Genomic DNA, 26,398 nt, shown 5'->3' on the forward strand with positions numbered 1-26,398 from the left:
AATCCGTGTTCCTCGAAAATTTGAGTGGGGAACTTTCCATTTTGATATTCACGAATGGCGACTTTCTTAAAATGAGGGTGATAGGTAATGGAACGATCTGAAACCCTTATCACATTTGGGTTAACCTCCAGCTGTTTCATTTCCAAATTTGAATATAGTTGTTTACTCATAATTCCATCCACTCCGTTCATAAACTTATTTTCATTATAAACGGGTTAAATTTCTAGAGATAGAAATAACCCGAATAACGGGGCACTTTTTTATAAGTGTCCATTATTCGGGTTATAGTTCAAACGGCAGGGCTGTTTTTTTATTCGGTCGTCTGTACCTGTTCAAGAGGAATATAGTTCAGATGAATCGGACGCCCGTCGTCTGAACTTTCCTCAAATAAAATCAGAGTAACCATGCCGTAGTCCGGCATATCCTCTTTCGGAATGGAGATATTGATTTCAAAAGGAGACCAGGAAGGGGCTCCCTCTTTAACTTTTACTGGTGTTGGGGATACCTGTACGTTATGACCGTCTTCCACACTGTAAAGGAAAGATCCTTCAAAAACGCGGGCTTCCCCCTTTACGACATACGACCCGTTTTCTCCTGACACCGTCACTTTACGGAAAGCTTCCCCTTTCCCGTACTCGGCCTCTTTCAATCCGGTTTCATCCGTTTTTGCTTCCTCTTCGGTTACAGCGTCCTTCCCTTCAAGGGTGAATGACTGTGTCACTTCAAAAGGATTCGCATCCAGCGGCTGATCGTTGATCGTATCCACAAGGAACGTCATCGTTGCCTCGTAGTCTCCCGGCTCAATATCAGCCGGCCACGTTTCAGAAGCCTCCAGAAGGCCTCCTGCTTCGACTTCCTCGGTCGTTAAACCCTGCGCAAACATCTGATCCGCGGAGTAGGTATACACCACTTCTCCTTCTTTGTCTTTCACCTGGATTTCATACTTCTGGCTTGAGGTGAAGCCTAGAATGACCGGGTCCTCCCCCGTATTCTTCAAGGAAAACTCAAACGAAACTTCTCCGGAATCCACAACCACTTCCGCATCCATAACCATTTGTTCGATCAGGCCCTCCATATCAATTTCCGTCTGCTGATCCTCGGTAATCTCCTCGGATGCCGCTTCTTCGCTCTCCTCACCTTCCGCCTGTTTGACTTCCGATTGGTTCGAGCATCCTGCGGCAAATAAGAGCGCTATTCCGAAGATACCGGCTAGCACGTTTTTCATGACCCCCACTCCTCTTTATGCTATTTAATGTATTCGTCGTTTCAGAGGTGGAAAAGTTACATCATTGATCGTCTTTTCGGAAAAAGCCGAAGATACCTGTCGTCTGAACGATGTTCGTAAAGGCTTTAGGATCCACATCCTGAATGATATGCTGCAGGTCATAAAGTTCATAACGCGTAATGACCATGATGAGCATGTTTTTATCCTGCTGGGTAAACGCCCCACGGGCAGGCAGTGTCGTAATCCCACGGACCATGTGCCCGTGGATGGCTTTTTCAAGATCGGCTGCCCTGGATGTAATGATCATCGCTGTCAGCTTCTCATGACGTGTGTGGATCGCATCAATCACCCTTGTTGTAACATAAAGCGTAAGGAGGGTATAAAGGGCGTTTTCCGGTTTGTAAAGCACACCGGCAATCACGATGATGGCACTGTTAATCATCAAGAAGTAAATGCCGATCGGGCGGTCTTTCATTCTCGACAGAATCATCGCAATAATATCGAGACCTCCCGTGGAAGCCCCCCATTTCAAGGTAATTCCTACACCCGTACCACCGATGACGCCGCCGAATACCGCGTTCAGGATGATATCTTCCGACAAATGCATCACAGGGATGACTTCAAGAAAGAACGTCGTAAAAGCAACAGAAATGGCACTATAAACGGTAAATCCCTTCCCTACTTTCATCCAACCTAAAATGGCCACCGGAATATTAAGTATGAATAAGAGCAGCCCGGTACTGACCGGAATGCCGGCGAAATCATTTAAGATACTCGTCGACAGCTGGGCGACACCTGTAAAACCGCTCGCATAAACGTTGGCTTCAATTAAGAATAAGTTCAGTGAAATCGCGTTCAGGACCGCACCGAACAAAACAATCAGAATCCTTTTTATTTCTACTGTAAACACCTAAAAACCTCCTAACCTCTATCATCTATTCATTTTTATCACCCGATGTAGGTAAAATCAAGTTAAACTTGAGGAAAACACCCTGATTTTGTCGAACGATGGTTTACTTTTTATTTTGACTATCTACAGGATTGTGCCTACACTAAACATACAAACTCTATGACAGTAGGTGACGCTAATGAACGTGCAGATTATTTGTGACTCGGCCAGTGACTTGAGCCGGGACACTGTTGAAAAGTATGGGATTACCTCTCTCCCTTTAAAAGTGATTATGAAAGACGAGGAATATGTGGATGGGGAGACGATTACCCCGAAGGATGTATACGACCGGATGCGTCAGGGAGAAGCACCGAAAACCGCTCAAGTCTCTGCGCAGACGTTCAGAGAAACGTTTACAAATCTCGCCGAAAAAAACCAGCCTTTCATTTATTTCTCCTTCTCCTCCGAACTTTCCGGGACGTACCAGACAGCTAAAATGGTCGAGCAGGAAATCAAGGAGGACTATCCGGAAGCCGCGTTTGAAGTGGTGGACACCAAGGCTGCCTCCCTCGGATGCGGTCTCATCGTTTTGAGAGCCGCAGAAATCGCCCGTGAGGGAGCAGACCTTGAAACCGTTCTGGAAACAGGAACCTATCATGCAGAGCATATGGAACACATCTTTACGGTCGATGACCTTGAATACCTTCAGCGCGGGGGCCGGGTGAGCCGGACAGCAGCTTTCGTCGGAGGACTGCTGAAAATCAAACCGCTTCTGCATATGGAGGGTGGAAAGCTGATCCCCCTTGAAAAGATCCGTGGATCCAAGAAAGTCTTGAAGCGGATGCTTGAAGTCATGGAAGAGCGGGGAGATGATTTAAAAAACCAGCGTGTGGCCATCAGCCACGGGGATGATTTCGAAAGAGCCGAACAGCTGGCAGAAATGATCAAGGACCAGTTTGGAACAGCCGATATTCACATCGATTATGTCGGTGCAACCATCGGCGCCCACTCCGGCCCGGGCACGATCGCTTTATTCTTTTTAAACGACACATATCAATAACTATTCCCTGAACGATGTAATCCTACTCCCTCTTTGCGCGTCTCATTTATAAAGACGGCCGGGGAGGAGATGGGCTCTACAGATCCCCCTGTCCAAAGCGATTGGGGGTTTTTCTTTATGAAAAAAGCAGCATCCACGTTTTTTCTTTTTTTGTTACTTCTCTTCCTTTTTACGGCCTGTCAATCAGACAGGGAAGGTTCAGAGTCCCGCGAAAACGAAGATACAGCGTTGGAACAAGAACAGGCGACACAGCCTTCCGAGTCCGAACTTCAAGCCGATATGGAAAACGGCAAAGCTGAGGAAGGGACCAGCATCGGAGCGTTGATGGTGTATGAAGCTGTCCTCACTCTTGAAACCGATGATTTTGACCGTTACCAAACGAACATGAACAAAAGCATGAAGCAGTATGACGCGTACATGGTGGAAACATCCATTCAAAAAACAGACAGCGGCGGTCGTGAAGGACACATCACCCTGCGTGTACCGCAGCCGTCGTTCACTCCTTTTCTTGACGACCTTGAGGCCGCGGCAGGCGACGTGAAGGCGAGAAATATCAGCAGCCGTGATGTCACCAGACAGTATGTCGATCTGGAGGCCAGATTAATAGCGAAGGAAGAAATTGAAGCCCGTCTCCTTGGATTTTTAGAAGAAGCCGGAGCCACTGAGGATTTGGTGCGTATCTCACAGGATCTTGAGCGTGTTCAGGGAGACATCGAGTCCTTGAAGGGAGAAATGAACTTCCTGGAAAACCAAAGCGAGTATTCAACAATCACTTTGATGATCAAGGAAACAAACCTCTCTGTACCTGAACGTACGTCCCTCCATACAGGAGACCGCATCAAACAGGCGTTTTTCAGTTCCTTGAACGGACTTGCTTCCATATCTTCCTGGGCAGCGGTAGGACTCATCGGATACTCTCCCTTTGTCGTTCCGCTTCTGGTCGTCGGCGTATGGTTGATTCTCAGATATCGCAGACATTCCGGAAAAAGCAAATAAAAAAAGCGTTCCAGCAGGCTGGAGCGCTTTTCATTCTCAGGCTGTCGAAAAGTTGTCGACAGCCCTTGTTGTGAACTCGTTTTCACATATGGTTTGAGGCCGTACCCGAGGCAGCCCCCCGTCGATAAGAGACACGTGCCTGATCCCTAAATTAGAGGTGGGTCCACCTGAAGATCTATGCTTTTTCAGACGAACGGCTTTTTCTGCTCAAGATGATAACCGCCACGGTAAACAGAAGCAGAACGCCCCCGACAAAGCCAATGAACAGCCAGTTATAGCCGCTGTCCTCTTCCATGATGAACACATCCGCCGTTTCCCTGTCCATCGCCAGGCGGTATGTGCCATCCGACTGCTCGCGTACCACTCCGTCCTGCAGGAGGCCGCGCAGCTGGAGGCCGCTGTCCAAGTGATCCAGCTCTGCGGTTTTCGTTTCTGATGCATTGTTGATGGCAACAATCAGCGATTCTTCTTCGTCGCTGCGCTCGAAAACGATCAGCCCGTTGTCGTTATATAACTCTTCATAATCCCCCCGGGTTATCGCCGGGTATTGCTCCCGCATCGATGTTAATTTTTCAACCCGCTGCTTTAACTCTTCATTTCCAGCTTTCACATTAATCATGGGCGCTGCTTCAGGATTTCCTCCATCATCCAACGGCGTTTCGGAACCGTAATAAACGACAGGGAGCCCTGGTGTCGTAAAGATATAGGTAAGACCGAGACGCCAGCGGGTAATAGGGTTCTGCCCGTTTTCGACAGCTTCATGCGTAAAACGTCCGGTAAAGGGTCCATCGAGATGCTGGACAACGGTCTCACCGCTGTTATCCACCGCCTTTCCTTTGACAGCCCCTGGTGCTGCGAAGACATCCCTGAGCGGCTGTGAAAATTCCTTACTGTCTGCCACGCTGGTTGTATACAAAATATCATCCAGATCCTCTGTCATTTCCAAACCGGTTTGTGACACAAGGTGAAACCCGTCCACCTCTGCTTCTTCCATCCAGAAGTTCATCGTCTCTTTTATGTAGGCTGCGGTTTCCTTATTGTCCATGTTCAGCTGTGGAAGATCGTCAAGCCATGACACTGGTGCTTCTGTCACGCCTTCCTTCAACCAGCTGCTTTTCGTTTCGTCTTTGAGCCACGGATGTTCAGCAGCTGTGAACAATGGAAGATCAAGCACCACTCTCAGGTCACGGTCATGGGCTTCCTGGACGAAAGCTCTCATCTCCTCCATCGTCCCGTACTGCTCCTCGACCGACCGGAAGTCTGTGACCCAGAAGCCATGAAATCCTCCAGGCGCATTGGCCATCACCGGGGACAGCTGGATCGTCGTAAAACCAAGTTCCTCTATGTAATCCAATTGGCTTGTCAGCCCTGCAAAATCGCCGCCTTGATAAGCCTGCGGGTCTTCAACGTCCACTTGTTCATCGTTGCTGCGGTCGCTGTTGAAAAAGCGGTCCACCGCGATATAATACACACTTTCATCCTGCCACCTGCGCTCTTCCCCTTCGCCAGCTGTGGAAACCATGCTGTTTAAAAGGAAAAAAGGAAGAAGCAGAAGGATTCCTGCTGCCTTTTTCATATTCCGTCCTCCCTCGACCTGAAAAAACACTCCTCTCTAAGGGTACCGCTTTCATATCTACACCGTCAATCCTGTGTTTACGGAGCGAAGAATTGGAATCTCCCTGCAGACAAAAACCTGTGCGGTGTTTTTCAACATCGCACAGGTTTGGCTGCTCATTCCTAGAGCTGGACGCGGTAGGTTCTGAACCAATGATCGATCTGACAAAGGTGGGCGATCAACTGTGGACCGGTCATCAACTGGCCGAACCAAGGGGTATCAATCGACTTCCCTTCGCTGTCCTTCAATTTTCTCACTTGATCACGGTCAAACAACTGAAACAGCGGAGCCCCGTCATCACTCAGAATATTATCCATCCAGCGGCAGACGGCCCTCGTATAATCGGGATGAAAGGTCTTCGGATACGGATTCTTCTTCCGGAACAGCACCCGGTCAGGAAGGATGCCGCGCAGCGCCTGACGGAGGAGTCCTTTTTCCTGATCATTATGAAACTTCATGCTCCACGGCACATTCCACACATACTCCACCAGTCTGTGATCGCTGAAAGGAACGCGGACCTCAAGACTGGCTCCCATGCTCATCCGGTCTTTCCGCTCCAACAGGGTCTGCATAAACCAGTTCATATTTAAATACGACATCTCTCTGTGCTTCCGTGCATCCTCATTCTCACCGGTCAGGAGTGGTGTCTCTGCGATGGTTTCGTCATAACGCTTCAGCATATACCATTCAACATCGATGTCGCCTTTTAAATCATCCCTGATCAGGCGGTTTCGTTCATTCAAGGACCGGATCCAAGGGAAACCCTTCCGCTCTTTATCTTCTTTCCTGTAAAACCAAGGATAACCACCAAAGATTTCATCGGCACACTCCCCTGAAAGTGCAACCGTGACATGCTTTTTAATTTCCTCACAAAACCAGAGAAGAGACGAGTCCACATCCGCCATTCCGGGAAGATCACGCAGTTCAACGGCCTTTTTCAACCGGTCCATCAAATCATCCGTAGCGGCTTCCATGATCGTATGGTCTGTCTGATGCTGCTGACTGACAAGCTGAATGAAAGCTTCATCCCTGTCCGGCTGGAAGGCATTTTTCTTAAAAAACCGGGCCTGGTCCTTATAATCAATGGAAAATGTCTGCAGCGTCCCTCTTTGATTCTGCTTATACATGTCGGCGGCGACTGCTGTAATGGCACTGGAATCCACACCGCCCGACAAAAAGGTTCCAAGCTTCACATCTGAAACGAGCTGGCGTGTGGACGCATCCATAAATAGTTCCCGGACACGTTCCACCGTCTCATCAAATGTGTGTTCATGGGGGGCACTCTTCACATTCCAGTACCGTTTCACGGAAAGTTTCCCCTTTTCAAAAAGAGCGCAGTGCCCCGGGCGGATTTCCTGAATATCCTTGAACACGCCCTGCCCAGGGGTACGGGAAGGGCCGAGAGACAGCAGCTCATGTACGCCGCTGCGGTCTACCACCGGCTCAACGTCAGGATGGGCAAGAATGGCTTTCATCTCTGAAGCATAGAGCAGTTTACCGCCTTGATGACTGTAAAAGAGCGGCTTCACTCCAAGACGGTCTCTGGCAAGGAACAACCGCTTTCGTTTCGTTTCCCATACGCTGAAAGCAAAAATGCCATTCAAATGATCGACACAATCCGGTCCCCATTCTATATAACTGATGAGCAGCACCTCTGTGTCTGAATGGGAAGCGAAGCTCCATCCTTTCGATTTCAAGACCGCGCGAATATCTTCTGTATTATAAAGTTCTCCGTTATAGCATAGAACAAACTGTTCATCCCCGGCGGTCCGGACCATCGGCTGCCTGCCTCCATCAGGATCGACGACAATTAAGCGTTGATGACCGAAGGCGGCGGATTCGTGTATCCATGTTTGATAATCATCCGGACCGCGGTGTCTGAGTGTATCCGCCATACGGTCCAGTATAGAAGCTTTCCCCTCTGTCCGGGAATCACTGTCCACCCAACCGACAATTCCACACATCCTGCTTCACCATCCTTTTTCTAAACAGAAGTCTTTCGATAAAACATCCATGATGACTCACTATATGAATCAACAGGGGCTTCTATGAAAAAAGGAACAAACCTGTTGACACCGGGAATGATAATCATTATCATTATATATGTAAACAACATCCGTTATCCCCCAAGTAGCGGACATAAGAAACAGAATTCAAGCCCCCTTTTACCTATAAAAAACGCTGCATGCGATTCGCGCATGCAGCGTCATTTTTATGCAGGTAAAATGCCCGCGCCAAGAAATCCGAAGCCGAGTACAAGAGCAATGACCGCAGCAACAAGCAGCTGGCCCCACCAGATCGCAGCCGGTTTCTTTTTCTTATATTTCACACAGACCATTTCCATTGCAGCGATTGCCCAGAGTCCTACGAGTACTTTTATGATGATCATAGCTCCGTACACGGAGTAGCTGGCAAACAATGAACCGCCGGAGTACAAGATCAACAGATAGAAAACCCGCAGAATCATATGCGAAATCTTCGCTGCTTTTTCTCTTCCTCCCCGTGCAAAAGTCGTCACAAGGGCGACTAGCACAAAAGCGATTACCCAGGAAGTAATATGTAAGTGCGCCATAATGGTTTCTCCTCCTTTTCCAACAATCTACCGCTATGATACCACGACTGCCTTCCACTTTCCTATTCATAACTAGGACGGATAATTTTTTCAATAGTAAGAAAAACACCGCATAACCTGTTATAATGATTGGAGATTGAATAGAAATGGGAGGGATCACATGTCTGTTATAAGCAGTCAAAACATTATCGATCAGACACAGGAATACGGGGCCAAAAACTATCATCCGCTGCCGATTGTTATTTCCAAAGCGGAAGGTGTATGGGTGGAAGATCCGGAAGGGAACCGCTACATGGATATGTTAAGCGCTTACTCTGCCGTCAATCAGGGCCACCGTCATCCAAAGATCATCCAGGCTTTAACCGATCAAGCGAGCCGCGTGACCTTGACTTCACGCGCTTTCCATAATGACCAGCTCGGTCCTTGGTATGAGAAGATCTGCAAATTGACGCATAAAGATATGGCACTTCCGATGAATACAGGAGCTGAAGCTGTTGAAACCGCTATTAAAGCAGCAAGACGCTGGGCTTATGATGTCAAAAAGGTGGATGAAAACCAGGCGGAAATCATCGCCTGCACCGGCAACTTCCACGGCCGGACGATGTCTGCCGTGTCTCTGTCCTCAGAAGCAGAATATAAACGCGGCTTCGGTCCAATGCTTCCTGGCATCAAGCTTGTGCCCTACGGCGATATCGACGCGCTGAAAGAAGCCATCACAGAAAACACGGCCGCCTTTCTGCTTGAGCCGATCCAGGGGGAAGCAGGCATTGTGATGCCTCCGGAAGGATTTCTTAAAGAAGCCTACGACGTATGCAGTCAGGAAAATGTCTTGTTTGTTGCGGATGAAATTCAGGCCGGCCTCGGCCGCAGCGGTAAAATGTTCGCCTGCGACTGGGAAGGCGTGACTCCGGATATGCTCATTCTCGGCAAGGCACTCGGAGGCGGTGTATTCCCGATATCCTGTGTTGTTGCCAATAAGGAGATCCTCGGTGTGTTCAACCCGGGCTCCCACGGTTCCACGTTCGGCGGCAACCCACTTGCCTGTGCCGTATCGACCGCCTCGCTTGAAGTGCTCGAAGAAGAGAAACTGGCGGAGCGTTCCCTGGAACTCGGTACGTACATGATGGAAGAATTGAAGTCGATCGACAATCCAAAAATCAAGGAAGTACGCGGCAAGGGACTGTTTATCGGTGTAGAAATGACCGAACCTGCCCGGAAATACTGTGAACAGTTAAAAGAAAAAGGTCTTCTCTGTAAGGAAACGCATGAAAATGTCATCCGCTTTGCTCCTCCGCTCGTGATCCAAAAAGAAGATTTAGACTGGGCGATACAGCAGATCAAAGCTGTTCTTTCCTAATCCAAAAAACCTCCCCGTACCTACGGGGAGGTTTTTTTTGGTTATAAAGATCCCTCAAGGTCATCCAATGCCTTCAAGAGCTTCATTCATTTCCTTTTCCACGGAAGAGCATCCTCTTCTCAACGGAAACCACCCCGGACGACATTCTTCATCGTAAAATATGTTTCTTACTATCCGGTGCCTCAGCGGTCCTTAAAGAGAAAAACGTTCCTGCAGGATAAACAGAAAAGCGCTCATTGATGAGACCGTACCTGCGGCAGGCAACCACGATAAGGGACACGTGATCATCCAGACCATTCAAGCCCTTCCGCATTATTCAGAGTTCAATCCAGGGAGACAATTTTTTTCTGGTTCCACGGAGCGAGCACAATGGTTACAAGTCGTTCTTCATCCTGCTCCCACATCCGCCCCGTATTTTCTTCGATATAATAACGGTTCAGCCCGATATCCACGTGATGTATGGAGGCACGCTCATCTTCCCACAGATAACGTGCTGCCAGCACCACCTGTCCTTCCTCAGAATCAGGTCGTTCCGTTCCGGCCTTTTGAAGACCATAGACGCCGTTCTCACCTGCTTCAAGAAGAAGAAAAACCTTCTCTCCCCCATCCAAGGCCTTTTCTCCCTGCCACTGGTCTTCGGAAATTTCTTCGATATCATAACCGAGCTCCACATAATCTCCGTAAAAAGGGTCGCGCGGATCCACAGGAGCTGTTTTCAGCACCACTTTTTCGCCTACAACGTCCATCGCATAATAACCACCAGCCATCAGAAGGAGAAACAAAGCCTGAACGGATACAAGTCCATAAAACCAACGCTGTTTATTCACTCTTCCTCTCCCTCCTTACGGAACGACCGGCGTTTCTTTTCCAGCCCATAACTGAGGCCGAATAATAAAAGACCTCCGACGAAAAAGAAGACAGAGCGGTCCATAAAGTCCCAGGCCAGCTGGAAATAAGCAGCCAGTGTCGTGAGAAGGAAGGCCGCTGTCCCTTTGTTCACCCAGCGCCGTACTTCCTGCTGGTAACCGGAAACAAGCCATAATACGGCATAGAAGAACAGGACGATCAAGGAAAAAAGATCTCCCGAGGGAAAACGGAAGACGGGGATGAACAACAACAGATCAATCCAGTAGTAATTCGTCGTGCTCAAGGCTGACCGGACAACGGCAAAGACGAACAGAACTGCCCAGATGAGAAAGAAGTAAAGAGAGGATTCCGTTAACGTTTCAGCGTATCCATCTCCAAGAAAGAAAATCTGCAGAAAAAAGACGGCGAACATAAAGACGACTGCTGATGTTTTCCATATTCTCGTCTGACCTTTTTGGATGATAAAGTCATCAGCGATATAAAGGGCCATCGATACGACGATCAGCCAGTAGTACGGATATCCGCCGCTGAAGACAAGGACAAGGGCCTGGATGTAATAGGAAGCGGCAAACACCCCTGCAAACGGAAGAGAGCGTTTCTCATAGACCACCCACCCAAGACCCGCCAGCAGCAGGAAGCCGAGCCACAAATAAAAGTCTTGAAAAACCAAACCGCTGTAAACCTGACCGACGGTGATAATCACAGCAGCAGCGTAATAAAACATGCCTTCTCTCATAATGAAGTACAACCCTGCTGCTGCCATCGACCACAGCAGAAACGGAGACGCACTAAAAGCTGTATAATGATACATCTGGCCGATCAGGAAAATGGCTGCGCCGAAAATCAGCAGCGCCGTCAAAATGAGGCTCGAACCCACTCGGGGGGATTTCTTTTTGTACACCCTCTCCCCCGCCACATAAAAAGCGGACATGGACAAGAGAAGAACAGCCATCCGTCCCCAATCAGCCAGGTAAGACCAGTTGGATGCTGTAAAGGTAAGAAAACCAAGACCAATGAATAAAGCGGCAAAAGTGAGCAGCACCGGCTTATACTGTTTTTCAGGGTAGTGCTCCAACAGCCTTTCCCGCTGGGCTTCAGTAATGATCGCTTCCTCCACCCACCACTCACTTTCTTTCAGCAGTTGATTACGCTTCAAATTCTCCGCCCCCTGTTAAGAAACCGCCTTTTTCCGGCGTTTATTCGGTTGTTTCTGTCCGTAGGTGAGGGTCCGCCACAGCCATTCCAGCGGGCCATACCGGTAGTTTTTCAGCCACAAACGGCTGAGGAATACTTGAACAATGTAAAACAGGACAACAATCATCACACTTCCTGCAGGCGGCACCTTCCCGTACAGCCCGAAGCCGGCGGAATAGAAAAGCCAAAAGCAGAAGATCGACTGCAGGATATAGTTGGACAACGACATCCGTCCCACCCATACAAGCGGGGAAGCCAGTCTGGCACCTATTTCCGTGCGGAACAATAGAGTAATAGATAAGACGTAAAAGATGGCAGAAGCAGAGCCTCCGGCACCGTCCTGCATAAGGCCGAACCATTCCGGATTCCCATACAGGTGGGGACCGGCTTTCAATGTCACAAACAGAATGCCTGTAACCACCCACACCTTGATGATCGTACTTCTATGGACGTCCGGCTCATGAAGCCACCGCTTTCTGCACACATACATGCCTAATAGAAACATCGGTACAAGACTCAACGCTAAAAATGGAAGATTGCCGGCGGCATTGGCATACTGCCAGTCTGTGAAATTCTGCTGCCAGATATCAAGCAGAGAGCCATTCCCATAATGGCTCAACGCACTTTCGATTGCGGACCTGTTCACACCCCCCTGTATTTGGTCACGGACCACGTAAAGAGCGAGTGTAAAGGGCAGGGTGAGAAGGCCGAGCAGTCCAAAAGCCCAACCAAGCAGAAAGCCGGGTGAGACTTTAAAGAAGGCCGGCAGGATAAGCCCGAGCACCCCGTAGCTGAGCAGGATATCTCCGTGCCAGATTAAAAACGCGTGCACCATACCGAAACCGGTTAAAACGAAAAGCCGTCTGTAAATGACCGGCATATGCGGAATCCCTTTTTCCTCGAGCCGGTCCTTCATCATCTGAATCCCAAACCCGAACATAAAGGAAAACAGGGTGTAGAAACTGGCTTGAAAGAAAATATCCACGATACTCTGAACCGTCTGGTCCACCGAAGAGGGCCAGAATTCCTCTTGCCCGCCGTATAGGAAGTACGGGGCGTTAAAGGCCGGGACGTTCACCATGAAAATTCCGAGGATCGCCAGGCCCCGGGCGGCATCAATCCAGTTCAGCCTTCCTGAATCCCCTAGGGGAGACGCTTGTGTATTCATATGTATTCCTCCTCTGACCTTTATTTTACTTTTCTTACGTTATTTAAACAACGAGGTTTCATAAGATATAGAAAGGAGTTTTTCTATGCCTGCCAAAGTGGGAGTTGTCAAAGTCATCTCTCTTTCGTCTTCAAGCATCTTCAATATCGGTGATGTATACTATATGGCTCCTCAAGCTGCCGCCAAGACCTTTGCCGGCGGCGGTTCCTTCAACACTGGCGACGGCATCCGCATCAACATCAACCGGTCGGAGACGTTCGTCAATGACTCTGAAAATATCGATCAGCCTATTGTAGGGAATGCGTAGGAGGAATGTTATGAACATAACGGTTCATCAATCGATTTACATTCACGTGTTGAGAATCGGCAGTGTGGCCAACTCTTCCGTCGTTCAAATTGGAAGCTCCGGGGTGATTCAGTCAAAATCAGAACTGTACAATTCCGGCGGATACACGGCGCCTGGAAAGAAAGCGCAGCCGGAAGACGGAGAGGTATCCATCCCTGAAGTCGGCCCTGGAACACTCGTCCCTCTTTCCATAACATAGCTGTCCCCTTTTTTTCATAGGATGGTACAGGGAGGTGAGTGGAGTTGAATCCGTATTATTCGTGGCAGGCATGGGTCGACCAGATGATGAAGCAGATGGAGCAGCAGCAGCAGATGATTGACCAGCTGCAAAAGAGAATCGATCAACTCCAGTCCACAGAACCCCCTGCAAAAACCGTCATTGAAAAAATTGAATACCACTTTGATCAGCTTAAAATTGAAACACTCGAAGGAACGCTTCAGATTGGTCTGACCCCGGGGGGCGGTGACCTTTCCGACATCGGGGATCTATACAACGGCCAGGGACAGCACCCCCAGCTGCCTCAAACGGATGAGCAGGCGCTTCACTTTCTGCACGAGTATATGGTTTCCGATATTCCCGGCTGGATGAACCAGTACTGCCGGGATCATGAAAGGGAGATTTCCAACGATCACAAGGAGCGGATGATTGCCGACATAAGGAAACAACTCCCTCAGCGCCTTGAATATTACCGGACTGAAAACCCGGAATCACCGCCGGAGAAGATTTTCCATCAAGTAAAGGCGGAGATTCAGCATTCCATTGCCCAGTATCTGGATAACCTCGAAGGAGATGGTCAAGGATGAATCACATCGTCCACAACTACGGGCTGCATGTAGGAAACATCCGAGTCACAGGGGTCGCAGCCTCCTCAGTCTTCTTGATCGGTGATAACAAAACCATACGTCTGCAGTCTTTTTTTGATACGCCACCGGAATCTTTGATTATCGGACCGTTCGAAGAGGTGGATGCTGAAGCCGATGCCGGCATAGAAACAGAACGAGAGGATGAGCATCCGGCCGATGATTAAACGGATGGTCTATACGAACGATATTGAAATTCAATCTCTTGCGATCGGCTCCATCGCCGATATCGGCGATGTGTATAAAGCTTCGCCAAACTCCCGCGTGCTGGCAGTGCAGAAAGAAGGACCTGCGTTTGAAGAAGACGTATTTCAGTTTGATGATTTTTCCATTTTCTCTTTAAAAAGCCCTCCCCCTCCTCTTCCTCTGAATGTAGAGACGTTCACGTATCAAAACAATCCGATCATCATCCATAACGTAAGAGTCGTCGGTGTATCAACGGCGGGGATTTTTCAAACCGGTGGGATCGATCATATCGATGCGCTCAGTTATACGAAACACTTCCGAATCCTAAAGGATGAACCATAACCTGCACGACTGCATAGGTTGTTGGTATATGGCTTGAACCGTACATGAAAAGGAGGCACTGCTATGCCTGCGATTGTCGGTCCGATCAGCATTAACAGCGTAGGAGGTGGGGTCGTCAACTTCGGAGACTCCTTTTATTTATCTCCTAAAGCGACGTCCAAAACAAATGCCGGCTCTGGAGCATTGAATACTGGTAACTGGATTATTACCAACAATGGACTCAGCTCAACGAACCCCTTTGATCCGGACATTGCCGATCAGAATATTACAGCCAACGCCTGAAGCGGCACCTGTGGAAACAGGGGCGGCTTCTTTTTTAGACAGAAAAAAACCGGGGGCATCCCCGGTTTTTCAACGTTTCCTTCGATTGGATTTTCTCGTCGTTATTTTCTTTTTTGGATCCTGCTTTTTCACCCATCGCAAATACTTCTGCATGGCAGGGTGATCCTTCAGGCGTTCAGGTGTGTGATAAAAACCAGCCAGCTCCGCATTCGTAAACAATGCATGAATCTGGCGGTGACAGGCACCGCACAGCCAAATCGTCGGTCCTTCCACACCACCGTACTGCCTTGGAACCAGGTGATGCTCCGTCGTTTTCACGGGCGAGCGTCCACACAGCTCACACGTTCCCTCCATCGGTCTCCACCTCCACCTCGAGTGGTCCATCAAAGAAGTACAGGCACGTATTCCGTACCGGCTGCTTCCAGATTTTTTCGAGAGCCGTTTTATATAACCCGAGCTGGGTCCGGTAACGATCGGCCAATTTCTGTGCGGCCTTCTCCCCCTGCTCAGGAATCTGGTCAGATTTGTAATCAAGAATCATCCATCCATCCTCATAAGGAATCACCACATCAATCACCCCTTGGATGAATACCTGCTCCTCTGTTTCTGTTTCCCACTTGGCATACACTTCGTGGGCCGGCAGCGTCAAACTGAAGGGGATCTCCCGTTCAATCGTCTCCGCATTCAGCACCATGGCTCCGACAGATGTATGGAAGAATTGCGCGACGGCTTCGGGGTCCACCGCATCGGCTTCCTCCCTGCGCATAATTTCCTTGAGCACCAGGTGTTCCACATACTCTTCTACTTCGGCTGCTGTCCATACTTTTGTAAAAGGAAGATGCTGCATGACGGTGTGCATGGCTGTTCCCCGCTCCGCTGCTGTCAGCTTTTTCTCTTCCTGCATGAAACGCGGGCGCCTGACAATCGGGGCACGGTAAGGAGTTAACAGCTGGTCACCGGCGTATTCATCAAGCGTCTCCCGCTGGCGTTTCATTTCCGTTACTGTCTGCTTCGCTCTCGTATAAGCGGCCTGCTCGTGAGGATAGACAAAGTTCAGCCGCTCCACATAAGAAGGATCCACATCCGCTTCCACGTCCACCTGCGTCCACTCCTCGACCGCCGTCTGCAGTTCTTCATCCCGCTTCTCCGTCACTTCGTCAAGCACATTGAATTCACTCCCGTGGGCGATATGAACCTTCCACTGCGAGTGGTCATACTGGATGGCTTCAGCGGTCTGCACTTCCATTTCTCCCCGGAGCTCATCTGCCTGGTGGTGGCGGATCAAGGCAGGACCGATCCAGTCAAGGTAGGATTTTGCCTCGAGCCGGTCATGTGGAGGAAGGACCCAGTCCTTGACGTCGGCCGCCAGCTGCCACTTTTTCTGCTTTTTATCAAAAGAAGCAACATTCCCCACCATAACAAGCTTTTCCTTCGCTCTCGTCAAGGCCACGTACATGACCCGCATTTCCTCAGCCAGAAGCTCCCTGCGCTTCGCTTCCTTCAACGCGTGATAGGCAAGCGTCGGATACATGAGCCGCTTCTGCGGGTTAATATATCTTGTACCGAACCCGTAATCTTTATGAAGCAGGTACCGGTTTTTCAAATCCATCATATTGAACTGCTTGTCGACAGCTCCAAGAATGACAAACGGAAATTCCAGCCCTTTACTTTTGTGAATGGTCATGATCCGGACAACGTCCTCCTGCTCACCGAGCGCACGGGCCGCCCCGAGATCATCGCCCCGCTCTTCAATCCGCTCGATAAACCGTAGAAAACGGAACAATCCCCGGAAGGACGTTGCTTCATAAGAACGGGCCCGGTCATACAAGGCACGGAGGTTGGCCTGGCGCTGACGTCCACCCGGCATACCACCGACAAAATCGTAATAGCCTGTTTCTCTGTAAATCTCCCAGATCAACTCCGACAAGGCCCCCTGGCGCGCCCGTTCCCGGAAGCTTTTCAACAATTTGAGAAAATCATCCACTTTACGATCCAGCTCATTATTTCCCACATAAGCCTGCATCGCTTCATAGTAGGTGGAGCGTTTTTTCGCCAGACGGATCTGCGCAAGCTCATCCTCATTCAGTCCGACAATCGGCGATTTTAATACCGAAGCTAGTGGGATATCCTGCATCGGGTTATCAATCACCTTCAGCATACTCAGCATCACCTTGATTTCGATCGCTTCAAAATATCCGGTTGAAAGTTCCGCATAAACCGGAATCCCCTGCTGTTTCAGTTCATCAACGATTGTCGGAGCCCAGGTCATGGAACGCATCAAAATGACGATGTCCCTGTATTGGATCGACCGTTTCGTTCCGGTCTCCTTGTCGACCACCTGAACAGGATCCCCACCTTCATACCCGAGCCAGCGCCGGATCATTTTTCCGTAGGCCCGTGCTTCCAGCTGCGCCTTTTCCAAATCTTTGTAGGCTTCGTCATCTTCCGAGTCCCCTTCCTGGGACTCTCGGTCAATAACAAAAAGCTCAGCCTCGGTATCATCCGAAGTCAATTCATCATAAATCGTGTTGCTGTAAATGAGTTCGGCTTCTTTCTCATATTCCATCTCCCCGACTTCCTCGTCGAGCACCTGACGAAAAATGTAGTTTGCCGCATCCAGCACCTGCTTCCGACTTCTGAAGTTACGGGCGAGATCGATACGCTCCCCCACACTTCCTTCCGCAGCGTAAGCCTTGTATTTATTTAAAAACAACGAAGGTTCGGCGTGGCGGAAACGGTAAATGCTCTGCTTCACATCCCCCACCATGAAGAGATGACCGGCGTCTTTCCCCTCGGTCAACAGGCGGAGCAGCGTCTCCTGCACAAGGTTGGTATCCTGATATTCATCAATCAGCACTTCAGAAAACTGGCGCTGAAAGCCCTCCGCCACCGGTGAAGCCGCCAGTACCTCAGAGGAGGCGGATTCATCAAGAAGGATATTGAGGCAGTAGTGTTCCAAATCGGAAAAGTCGACGATCGCCTTTTCTTTTTTCAACTGCTCGTAGCGCTGCTTAAAGTCCTTAACGATGATGACCAGCTGTTCCATGACCGGATACAGGTCCTTCATATCCTTCAGATAGCTTTCCAGGGTACGGGAAAACCACTCGTCCCTCAACTCATTCCACCGCTTCTTATACCGGTCGCGGATTTTCTTCGCTTCATCCTTTTTCTCTTCATCTGCGTCCATTTTCTTTCTGGAAAGAGCTTTGAATTTCTGTCCTTCCATGAACGCCTGAAGCTCAGACCACGAATGGGCAAGCGCCCCCTTCGCCTGCTGGATGAGTTCAAGATCACCTTCTGCGGTTTCTCCGTATGCATACGGGCCGTCCGGCTCCCTGGTAAGATCGAGCATCTGCCGGGCCTCGGTTTCCATCGCCTTCAGCTGGCTGGATACTTCCTGCTTCAACAGGTCGAGCCACACCAGCTGTTCTTCTTCCTCATCTTCACGCACATCATACATGGCTGCCATTTGATCAAGCCATTGGTCCGGCCACGGGTTCTGTGTAGCAAACGTATAAAGATCAAGCACGAGTTTTTCCACATCCAGGTCGCTGCGGTCGCTGGAAAAGCGTTCCACAACGTCAAAGAACCGTTCCTGCTCTTCTCCATCTCTGCCGTACCAGTCCTCAAACAGATCCTCCAGGACTTCCTGCTGGATAAGATCAGCCTCCACTGTGTCCGCAATACGGAAGCCGGGATCAAGGTCCAGCATATAGGCATACCGCCGCACCACGTCCATACAGAAAGCGTGCAGCGTTGAAATCGACGCATTCTGCAGCAGAGCCAGCTGCTTTTTTAAGTGATGGGAGCCCGGATTGTCCTCAAGGGCTTTGGCAAGCGCCTGTCCGACCCTGTTCCGCATCTCCTGAGCGGCCGCATTTGTGAAGGTCACAACAAGCAGGGAGTCGATATCCACGGGATTCTCCTTATGCAGCAGCTTTTGAATGATCCGTTCAACGAGGACGGCCGTTTTCCCAGAACCAGCCGCCGCTGCTACGAGGATGTCGGAGCCGTGCGAGTAAATGGCCCGTTCCTGTTCTTTTGTCCAGCTGACCATTATGAATTCTCCTTCCTTCCAGCCAGTCGTGCCAACACATCGTCATCGTTCAAGTCCTGCAGTTTGCGGTAGTCGTTCCCCTCAAGGGTCGGATCAAACTGACAGACGGAACGGAACGAGCAGTGTTCACACGCGACCTGCTGTTTCTTCTGATAGGGATCCAGTTCAATTGTTCCATTTGTAATTTTCGTCCCTGCCTGACCCATCAATTCGCGGATATAGGCTTTCAGCTGTTCAAAACGTTCGGCATCGGCCGTTTTTGAACTCTTGTAAAAGCCGCCGTTCGCTTTCAGAGCCGCCGGGACAATCTGGCTGTATCCCTTGTCAAGACCCGTGTCCATCATCTGGACAACGCGTTCATTTTCCAGCAGGAGCCCCTGCATTTTGAATTTCTTAAAGATTTCTTCTTCTATCTGCTGATCCTGCAGCAGCTGTTTCCCGGTAATCATCGGGTTGTGTACGTGGAAGTACAGGACCCCCGCCGGTGAAGCATTCATGCCGAGCCACTGCTCCGCATTCGTCAGGACGACGTCCAGATACGCGAGCATCTGCAGAGAAAGGCCGTAAAAAACATCGACCAGGTTCAAGCCTTTGCTGCTTGATTTATAGTCAATGATTCTAAGAAACAAATCTTCCTGAGACAAAGCTTTGTCGACCCTGTCAATCCGTCCGCGCAGCATCAGTTCATAGCCGTTCGGCAGATCAAGAGATAACGGGGGCAGCTCGGCACCTTCCGTCCCGAAACCAAGCTCAAGGCCGACGGGAGAGAAGCTGCTCTTCCGGGCCTGTTCACTGAGAACGAAAGCAGCTCTCGCAATGACCTGCTGAAGCTTCTTCTGAATATATTGATAGCGGTTGGAGCTTTTCAATATTTGGTTCTGCAGGATTGGAGCAAGGTAGGTTGTCGCCCGTTCCGCATACTGGTCCGTCTCCGGACGCTGCAGCTGGGAAAAATCGCGCCCTTCCTCCTTGATCCATTCGGTAATCTGCTTCAGCGCTTCGTGGAATAACTGCCCGATATCCGGGGCGTCCAGTTTATACGTACGCCGCTCTTCCAGGTTGAGGCTGTGCTGAGCAAAGTACTGGTAGGAACAGCGGTGATACGTCTCAAGTCTGGAGACACTCGTTTTCAGCCTTTTATCAAACAGCTGGTTTGTCGTTTCCTCTTTCAAATCGACCGGCTGATTTCGATAAAAGAGGCTTTGCAGCACGCGGTTCGTCAGCCCGTGGGCCGGCTCATGATCGATGTACCAGTTGAGCAGTTCCCACCAGACCGGCTGCATCATGTACCCTTTCAAATATCTGGAAAACTGTGCCGTCAACGCCGATCGTGTTTTTGCCGGATTGGTAATAAACCGGCGTGCATCGTGGAGATCATCCGGCTCCTGCCACAATTCATGCTCCGTACAGCGCGGGAACAGTTCTTCGATCCGCTGAATGAGTGTCGCCGGTACTTTCGATTTTCCTTCTTCGTTGCTCAACGGATAACTCACCCATAGCTGCTCAGAAGCCATCGTCAAAGCAAGGTACACGTAAAAACGGTCGTCCAGCAGCTGCCGGCTGCTTCCGTCAGCAAGTTTCAATCCGTGCTCAGCGAGAAGGGAGCGCTCCTGTTCGGAGATCATTCCGTCACCGGGCGGCTTCATCGGCCACATCCCATCCGTCACACCGAGCAGGAATCCGGCTTTGATACCCGTCATCCTGGAACGGTCGACACTCCCGATAATGACATGGTCCATGCTCGGAGGAACGTGGGCAAACGTGAGAGCCTCCAGTCCGCTGTCCAGCGTTTTCCGGAAGACCTGCAGCGACATTTTTTCCTCTCCGGCCATTTCCACCATTTCATCCAGCAGCTGCAGACATGCGTCCCACACCTGCTCCTGTTCACGCCCCCGCTCAATTTCTCCACGTTCATCATAATCGTTCCGCCACGTTTCCAGCTGTTCCGGAACACGAAGATTTTCAAGCCATTTATACAGCACCCCTGCTCTGCCTTCAATCGACTCTGCCGCACGCAGCTGTTCATCGAAGGACTGCAGAGCCTCACGTACCTGCTCCCGGTAAGCGTTGATCCGGTCCTGTTTTTCCTTCTCCTCATCCGTCTTGGACGCCTGTTCAAACCCGCGGAACCGCTGATATACCCAAGGTTCTTCCGAAAACCATTGACTTCGGGAGCGTATGCCGTATTCAAGCACATAGTTCTCCAGTTCATCAATGGCATCCTCTGTGAGCGGCCAGCGCGGATGGGATGCTGGAATAAATCCGGTCTTTAACAGACGGAACACCGCATCATAACGGAAGTTCCCTTCCACCACATCTAGTCCCGAACGAATCAGTTCAATCATTGGATGATTGAGCATCGTCCGTTTTTCATCAATAAACACAGGAATACCATAATCATCAAACAAGGTTTCAATCAAACTGTGATACACATCCGGCTCCCGCATCAACACGGCCATATCCTTAAACCGATACCCCTGGTCGCGGACAAGCTCAAGAATTTTCTGCGCGACACCTTCAACTTCCGCCCGCGGATGGACGGCTTCCGCAATCGTTACAGGGACCTGACCAGGATAAGACTCAGCCGGGCGCACATCATAATACTTTTCCAAGTGAAGGAAGGCAGGATTATCTTTCATCCGACCCGCGGTATGATCAAGCACCTCCACGTCATCGACTGGCGTGCCCGCCTCCTCGGCCGTCCTTTTCAGGTCAAGGTAGGTCTGTTTCGTCTCATAAAACAAATCCAGCTCTGAGTTCCCTGTCTCTTCAGGATTTTCGGTCGTCAGAGTGACGTGGACGTTCTTCACCTTTTTCAATAACGCTTCGATGACCCCGTATTCCTGGGGTGTGAAGCTGTGGAAACCGTCAATATAGACTTCCGCATCTTCTAAATAACCGGCTTCCCCAATTTTTTCAGATAGAAGCTGAAGCTGATCCTCTCCGTCTATGTACTGCTCTCTTAGAGCATCTACTAGTTTGTCGTAAATATAGAAAAGGTCGTCCAGCTTTTCCTTCAGTCCTTCTTCCTGACTGGTGGAGTGAACGAACTGCTCCAGCGCATCCATCTGGGAACGAAGATCATCAGGCGTAATCCGGTACCGTTTGAATTCGGTAATGATTCCTTCCAGCTGAGCAATGAACCCCTGCTTCTCAACAGCCTTCTGAAAGACGCGCCAGTCGGATGTGCGCTCTTCTACAATTTTCCTCAGCATCATCTGAACACCTGTTGAACTGATAAACTTCCTCGTTCCCCCGCCCGTTTCCTGAAGCACACGCCAGGCCAGGCGTGAAAAGCTGAAGACCTGGGCTCTGATCGATCCCTCCATACCTTCGCGTTTCAGCAGCCCGTATTCCTGCTGGAACGTCATTTGGTCAGGCACAATATAGACAATGGCCGGACCGCGCGGGGCTTCCTGCAGACGCTGTTCGATTTCATCGAGGCAGCGCGTACTTTTCCCCGCTCCCGATCGGCCGATTAAAAAACGCAGACCCATCTTTTCCGCTCCCTTCTTTTTTTCCATACTGCTTCTATTTTATCACTTTTCCTCACCAAATGAAGAATCCCGTGACTCCGCAAAAGGAAGGTGTCCCCTCACCTCTCGTAGAGAAAGCCTTTGTTGTTGCTTCTGTCCCTTCAGGAGCACAGATCCTTCCCTTTCCGCAGACGAACGTCCAAGTCTCCTCGAGGAAGACCACCCTGACGGGGCTTTTTCCGCAGGAGTAGAAGGGGTGGCTCCTTTCGGGATCGAAACAGGCTCTTCTCCACCTGATTCGGATCACGGCAATATTTTTTATGGGATGGAAAATGGACGTCACCAGTACCCGGACACGGACGCTTTTAACCCTGTTGAAAAATAAAAAGGGAATCATCTGTTTAACAGATGATCCCCTTTTGTCAGCATCTCATTGGGTAAAGGCCTATGGAAGGTTTTGCAGGGTCGTCTGCAGGAACAGATCATCTCCCTGCCCAAGGTCCGCTGAAGCCGTTTCCCGGCTATTTAAACTGTAATCCAAGCTGACTGAACGGCCAGTAGCGGACATCCACTTTCCCGACAACCGTCTCTTCCGATACAAAACCGAAGTAGCGGCTGTCCAGACTGTCTCTGCGGTTATCCCCCATGACGAACAACTGCCCTTCCGGTACCGTTGTGGACCCTGTCACTTCCTCCAGCGTGAAGTCCTCCGTAAAAGGAAGGCCGTCACTGGGACGAAGATCATCAAGGTAGCTTTCATCCATAAGGACACCGTTCACGTAGAGCTGGTCATTCTTAAACTCTATTTCATCACCGGGAATGCCGATGACCCGTTTGACATAGTCTTCATCTTCATTAGCATGGAACACAATGACCTGCTGCCTGTCTATCTCGCTCCAGTCATACACGGCTTTGTTCACCATCAAAAGGTTGCCGTCATACAGAGTGGGCTCCATAGACTCCCCATCGACGACATAACTCGCAAATAAGTAGGACCGGAAAACAAACGCCAGCAGAAGGGCAAGCAGGACAGTCCGTATCCATTTCAGGTATGTTTTCATGGTCTGCTCCTCCATGTGTTGGTCTATCCACATTTTACCCGCAATGGAACGAACTTAATCGTCACGGTGCACTTTCCGCTCTGCCTTCCTCTGAATCCGCCCCTCCAGATATTTTCCGAGAATCCAGAATAGAAGAATACAGATACCGACGACAATCGATTTCACCGGATTCTGGGCGAATGAGGCAATGCTTGAGCCCACATAGGAGATGGTGAAGATCATCACCGATTTTCCTAATAGAACAGCAAGAATAAACTGCTGGCGGCTGACTTTGGACAAACCGGAAACGACATTGATGACCGCGGAAGGCGAAAAAGGAAAGCACATGAGCAGAAACAAAGGCCCGAAGCCGTGTTCCTCCACCCAGACGACGACCCGTTTCACCTGCTTCTGTTCTGTAATGGCGCGGAACGGCTTTTTATCTCCGAGCCTGCGGATGATGAGAAAAACACTGACCGCACCGATCACCGAGCCGATCCAGGAATATAAAAATCCGCGGAACAGCCCGTACACCACTGAATTGGCCAGCACAAAGGCCACTAAGGGTAGAACAGGAAGAAAGGCTTCCAGCAGTGGAAGAAGAATGCCGGGAAGCGGACCGAGGCGATCCAGCTCCTCCAGCTGGCGGATGATATAATCAAACAGCTGATCGTTCTCAGCTAAATGCCGCCATTGATTGATTTTTTCAAATACAGCATCCATGATGAAGCTCCTTATGTACACCTATGAAGAGGGGTTTTCTTTTTATTTTATAGGATAGGTATCCCCTCTGCCCAGTCTGTTTAATCAAGATTCCCGAGACTTTCCCCCGCTGCCACTTTTAACCTCTTCGAAAAAACAGGTTGCATAAAAAGGATGTCTGCGTGGTATAATACAAAACAAGAACGTTTGTTCGTATTCGGAGGGGAATGACATGAGGTACTTAAAACAGAAAGAATTGGATCTCGCTTCCCGCTACTTGTTTTTATCTATGGCGGTTACAGTCATCAGGCAGGATCGGAAACACGTGGAACAGGGGAAATTTAAAATAAAGGAGCCGTACATGGAGCTGCTCGGTAAAATGGAGCTGGAAGCGCGCCAGGAACGAAAAGAGCTGAGAAAACAGATGGATGCCATGAAGATCCAGGTTGTGGAGTCCGGACGCAATGATTCCTTCACGTCTTTTCTATTCCTTGCCCACGGCTATGAGGAAAAGCGGAACTACTTCAACCCGGCCATCCGCAAAAAGGTGGAAAACATTCTTTTTGAGCTTATGAAAAGGTCTCAGCAATCCGGTCCGCCCGTCGCTCAGAGGCAGCCGGCCCACCACGAAAACGGTCTTCGAGAATAACGCGCAGATGAGCTGTGCGCTGCACCTGATTGGCAAACATCCCGTCAGAAACAGGAAAATTGACGGATGTTCCTTGTCCGAAATGGACCGTCGTCGTTTTATCACGCTCACCGTTAAAGGTCCGGATATATTTGTGGGCGACCCAGGAGCATTCTTTTCGTTTCGGGGAAATAATAGGGAAGAAATAAATACCCATAGCTTCGGAGATGACAATCGGAGGTTTATGCGTGTAGCTTGTCAGTTGTTTCGTCCCGGCCATGCGCCCGTCCAGACTGCTGGCGAAATAGCGGCAGGAATCATCCACGATCGTACTGGGAGCCGCGTGCACATAGAAGCGCTCTTCCCGCTCTACAACTTCGGTAAAGACTTGTCCATTATCCTGCTGGACAGCAACCAGCGCCATCGTCTTCGGGTTGATTTCATATTCTTTTTTCTGCACATGCGTCATGCACAAACACCCTTTCTCATTTAGACAGCGGTAACTCTCCCTGCAGGTCGATCTTACCGCTTTTCTTCTTCAATTTACCAAAAACCACGAAAAAAGTCTAAACATTCTCAAAAAAATATCCATATCTGCTATACTACAGTTAACAGCCGCTGCCTTCCGGGGAAGCGTCTTTCTTTTCTTCCCCCTTCTGTCCGAAATCCGGATTGAGCAGTGTAAAAACCTCAAGTTCAGGCTGACCTTTCATAACAGGCACCTCATTCCCTCCATTCCAAAGAAAGGAGACTATTCATGTGGAAACGTAAAAAGAAACATTCACAAGACGGCAGAAAACAAACATTGGAAGTCCGTGACTTATCGATCCACGATGTCCGTAAAGCTGTTCACACCTTCGCTGATCACAAACCAGTAGATGTTCCATTGAGTGTCCTCATCAATCAGGACCTGACACTGGACTATGATCTACTGGCTCCATATCTTGCGGGGCTTCCGGAAAAGAACTACTATATGTCCAGAGAAACCTATGAACTGTTTGAAGAAGACGACCTGGACTTAGCACAGGATCTGGACCTCGTTCAACATGCGGTGGATCAATACATGAAACAGACTCAGGAACTTCCTGTCATTGATCATGACCCTTTTAAACGGATAAATTATTATAAGCTGGAAAAACGTGATTTGTTACAGCGCCGCCCCAATCGTGACTTTTATCTCACAGACGAGGAGTTTATGATTACCTATAAGAAGCCGGAATAGTAGAAAGAGAAAAAAAGACAAAAAAAGTGCCAATGCTTCATAGGAAGCATTGGCCAAAAGAGACGACTGGTTAACTTTTGAGTGAGGGAATAAATTGTTTGAAAAGTTCTTCTGAGAGGGAAGATTCTTTTCATTACACTCATCAGTAACAAGTTACTGACCCATTTACGACAACCAATCGCAAATGGTTTGAGATCAATAAGCATCACCGCTTATCTGTTTTTATTGTAATATATCTTCCGCTCATAATCACCGAAAAAAAGTTGCGGTTTCCCGCAACTCCTTGCGTATTTACTAAGAAATGACATTTGAC

The 26,398-nt window shown here is 49.5% G+C and carries 25 protein-coding genes; 11 read left to right on the forward strand and 14 right to left on the reverse strand.

From position 1 onward, the window contains the following. Positions 1–310 precede the first annotated feature (310 nt). Positions 311–1,225 carry a BsuPI-related putative proteinase inhibitor gene (locus H615_RS21900; RefSeq protein WP_051254767.1) on the reverse strand — a complete coding sequence of 305 codons (915 nt, stop codon included), beginning with the start codon at positions 1,223–1,225 and terminating at the stop codon, positions 311–313. 61 nt (positions 1,226–1,286) lie between these two features. Next, the gene (locus H615_RS0118255; protein WP_027956489.1) at positions 1,287–2,135 is read right to left on the reverse strand and encodes a YitT family protein; all 849 of its coding nucleotides are present in this window, start codon (positions 2,133–2,135) and stop codon (positions 1,287–1,289) included. Positions 2,136–2,313: 178 nt separating this feature from the next. Here H615_RS0118255 and H615_RS0118260 point away from each other — a divergent pair, with 178 nt between their 5' ends. Next, entirely contained in the window at positions 2,314–3,174 is an 861-nt protein-coding gene (locus H615_RS0118260) for a DegV family protein (protein WP_027956490.1), read from the forward strand. Positions 3,175–3,291: 117 nt separating this feature from the next. After that, entirely contained in the window at positions 3,292–4,170 is an 879-nt protein-coding gene (locus H615_RS0118265) for a DUF4349 domain-containing protein (RefSeq protein ID WP_027956491.1), read from the forward strand. 175 nt (positions 4,171–4,345) lie between these two features. Here H615_RS0118265 and H615_RS0118270 read toward each other — a convergent pair whose 3' ends face one another. The 3 genes from H615_RS0118270 to H615_RS0118280 all read right to left on the reverse strand — a co-directional run bounded on the left by H615_RS0118270 (position 4,346) and on the right by H615_RS0118280 (position 8,357). Beyond that, entirely contained in the window at positions 4,346–5,746 is a 1,401-nt protein-coding gene (locus H615_RS0118270) for an alpha-amylase family glycosyl hydrolase (RefSeq protein ID WP_027956492.1), read from the reverse strand. 161 nt (positions 5,747–5,907) lie between these two features. Next, positions 5,908–7,749 (reverse strand): asparagine synthase (glutamine-hydrolyzing), encoded by a 1,842-nt coding sequence (asnB, locus tag H615_RS0118275; RefSeq protein WP_027956493.1) that lies wholly within the window; start codon positions 7,747–7,749, stop codon positions 5,908–5,910. Between the two features lie 248 nt (positions 7,750–7,997). Next, positions 7,998–8,357, reverse strand: coding sequence for a YisL family protein (locus tag H615_RS0118280; protein WP_027956494.1), 360 nt, complete (start codon positions 8,355–8,357; stop codon positions 7,998–8,000). A 160-nt stretch (positions 8,358–8,517) separates the two neighbouring features. Between H615_RS0118280 and H615_RS0118285 the strand changes: the two genes are divergently transcribed. Then, positions 8,518–9,714, forward strand: coding sequence for an ornithine--oxo-acid transaminase (locus H615_RS0118285; RefSeq protein WP_027956495.1), 1,197 nt, complete (start codon positions 8,518–8,520; stop codon positions 9,712–9,714). Positions 9,715–10,037: 323 nt separating this feature from the next. Here the strand turns inward: H615_RS0118285 and H615_RS21905 are convergent, their stop codons facing one another. From H615_RS21905 to H615_RS0118300, 3 genes are read right to left on the reverse strand one after another with little or no spacing between them, the layout of a single operon-like run. Beyond that, complete coding sequence (locus tag H615_RS21905) at positions 10,038–10,541, reverse strand: GDYXXLXY domain-containing protein (RefSeq protein ID WP_027956496.1); 504 nt, start codon at positions 10,539–10,541, stop codon at positions 10,038–10,040. Further along, positions 10,538–11,737: a DUF2157 domain-containing protein gene (locus H615_RS0118295; protein WP_027956497.1), complete on the reverse strand. Its 1,200-nt coding sequence runs from the start codon at positions 11,735–11,737 to the stop codon at positions 10,538–10,540. Before H615_RS0118295 ends, H615_RS21905 begins: the two co-directional genes overlap by 4 nt. 15 nt (positions 11,738–11,752) lie before the next feature. Further along, positions 11,753–12,943 (reverse strand): DUF418 domain-containing protein, encoded by a 1,191-nt coding sequence (locus H615_RS0118300; protein WP_027956498.1) that lies wholly within the window; start codon positions 12,941–12,943, stop codon positions 11,753–11,755. Positions 12,944–13,028: 85 nt separating this feature from the next. Here H615_RS0118300 and H615_RS0118305 point away from each other — a divergent pair, with 85 nt between their 5' ends. From H615_RS0118305 to H615_RS0118330, 6 genes are all read left to right on the forward strand, one after another. Next, positions 13,029–13,250 (forward strand): spore germination protein, encoded by a 222-nt coding sequence (locus H615_RS0118305; protein WP_027956499.1) that lies wholly within the window; start codon positions 13,029–13,031, stop codon positions 13,248–13,250. A 10-nt stretch (positions 13,251–13,260) separates the two neighbouring features. After that, the gene (locus H615_RS0118310; RefSeq protein ID WP_027956500.1) at positions 13,261–13,488 is read left to right on the forward strand and encodes a spore germination protein GerPB; all 228 of its coding nucleotides are present in this window, start codon (positions 13,261–13,263) and stop codon (positions 13,486–13,488) included. Between the two features lie 44 nt (positions 13,489–13,532). Beyond that, complete coding sequence (gene gerPC / locus H615_RS0118315; protein WP_027956501.1) at positions 13,533–14,093, forward strand: spore germination protein GerPC; 561 nt, start codon at positions 13,533–13,535, stop codon at positions 14,091–14,093. Then, positions 14,090–14,317 carry a spore gernimation protein GerPD gene (locus H615_RS0118320; protein ID WP_027956502.1) on the forward strand — a complete coding sequence of 76 codons (228 nt, stop codon included), beginning with the start codon at positions 14,090–14,092 and terminating at the stop codon, positions 14,315–14,317. Before gerPC ends, H615_RS0118320 begins: the two co-directional genes overlap by 4 nt. After that, the gene (locus H615_RS0118325) at positions 14,310–14,678 is read left to right on the forward strand and encodes a spore germination protein GerPE (RefSeq protein ID WP_027956503.1); all 369 of its coding nucleotides are present in this window, start codon (positions 14,310–14,312) and stop codon (positions 14,676–14,678) included. Before H615_RS0118320 ends, H615_RS0118325 begins: the two co-directional genes overlap by 8 nt. 63 nt (positions 14,679–14,741) lie before the next feature. Next, positions 14,742–14,960: a spore germination protein gene (locus tag H615_RS0118330; RefSeq protein ID WP_027956504.1), complete on the forward strand. Its 219-nt coding sequence runs from the start codon at positions 14,742–14,744 to the stop codon at positions 14,958–14,960. A gap of 69 nt (positions 14,961–15,029) precedes the next feature. Here the strand turns inward: H615_RS0118330 and H615_RS0118335 are convergent, their stop codons facing one another. The 5 genes from H615_RS0118335 to H615_RS0118360 all read right to left on the reverse strand — a co-directional run bounded on the left by H615_RS0118335 (position 15,030) and on the right by H615_RS0118360 (position 24,256). After that, a complete protein-coding gene (locus H615_RS0118335; protein WP_027956505.1) occupies positions 15,030–15,314 on the reverse strand; it encodes a hypothetical protein in 285 nt (94 codons plus the stop codon). Beyond that, positions 15,298–19,017 (reverse strand): helicase-exonuclease AddAB subunit AddA, encoded by a 3,720-nt coding sequence (gene addA / locus H615_RS0118340; protein ID WP_027956506.1) that lies wholly within the window; start codon positions 19,015–19,017, stop codon positions 15,298–15,300. Before addA ends, H615_RS0118335 begins: the two co-directional genes overlap by 17 nt. Beyond that, a complete protein-coding gene (gene addB / locus H615_RS0118345) occupies positions 19,017–22,514 on the reverse strand; it encodes a helicase-exonuclease AddAB subunit AddB (RefSeq protein WP_027956507.1) in 3,498 nt (1,165 codons plus the stop codon). Before addB ends, addA begins: the two co-directional genes overlap by 1 nt. Before the next feature lie 500 nt (positions 22,515–23,014). Further along, on the reverse strand, positions 23,015–23,569 hold the full coding sequence (gene lepB, locus H615_RS0118355; protein ID WP_027956508.1) for a signal peptidase I: 555 nt from the start codon (positions 23,567–23,569) through the stop codon (positions 23,015–23,017). Positions 23,570–23,608: 39 nt separating this feature from the next. Next, on the reverse strand, positions 23,609–24,256 hold the full coding sequence (locus H615_RS0118360; protein WP_027956509.1) for a TVP38/TMEM64 family protein: 648 nt from the start codon (positions 24,254–24,256) through the stop codon (positions 23,609–23,611). A 211-nt stretch (positions 24,257–24,467) separates the two neighbouring features. On the opposite strand from H615_RS0118360, the gene H615_RS0118365 reads away from it, so the two are divergent. Beyond that, positions 24,468–24,884: a YhjD family protein gene (locus H615_RS0118365; RefSeq protein ID WP_027956510.1), complete on the forward strand. Its 417-nt coding sequence runs from the start codon at positions 24,468–24,470 to the stop codon at positions 24,882–24,884. Here the strand turns inward: H615_RS0118365 and H615_RS22190 are convergent. Beyond that, a complete protein-coding gene (locus tag H615_RS22190; protein ID WP_084163217.1) occupies positions 24,805–25,332 on the reverse strand; it encodes a competence protein ComK in 528 nt (175 codons plus the stop codon). The two genes, H615_RS0118365 and H615_RS22190, sit on opposite strands and share 80 nt — an antisense overlap. Before the next feature lie 288 nt (positions 25,333–25,620). On the opposite strand from H615_RS22190, the gene H615_RS0118385 reads away from it, so the two are divergent. Beyond that, positions 25,621–26,085, forward strand: coding sequence for a DUF3939 domain-containing protein (locus H615_RS0118385; RefSeq protein WP_027956512.1), 465 nt, complete (start codon positions 25,621–25,623; stop codon positions 26,083–26,085). Positions 26,086–26,398 lie beyond the last annotated feature (313 nt).

The sequence above is a fragment of the Halobacillus kuroshimensis DSM 18393 genome, from assembly GCF_000425705.1.
Lineage (GTDB): Bacteria > Bacillota > Bacilli > Bacillales > Halobacillaceae > Halobacillus > Halobacillus kuroshimensis.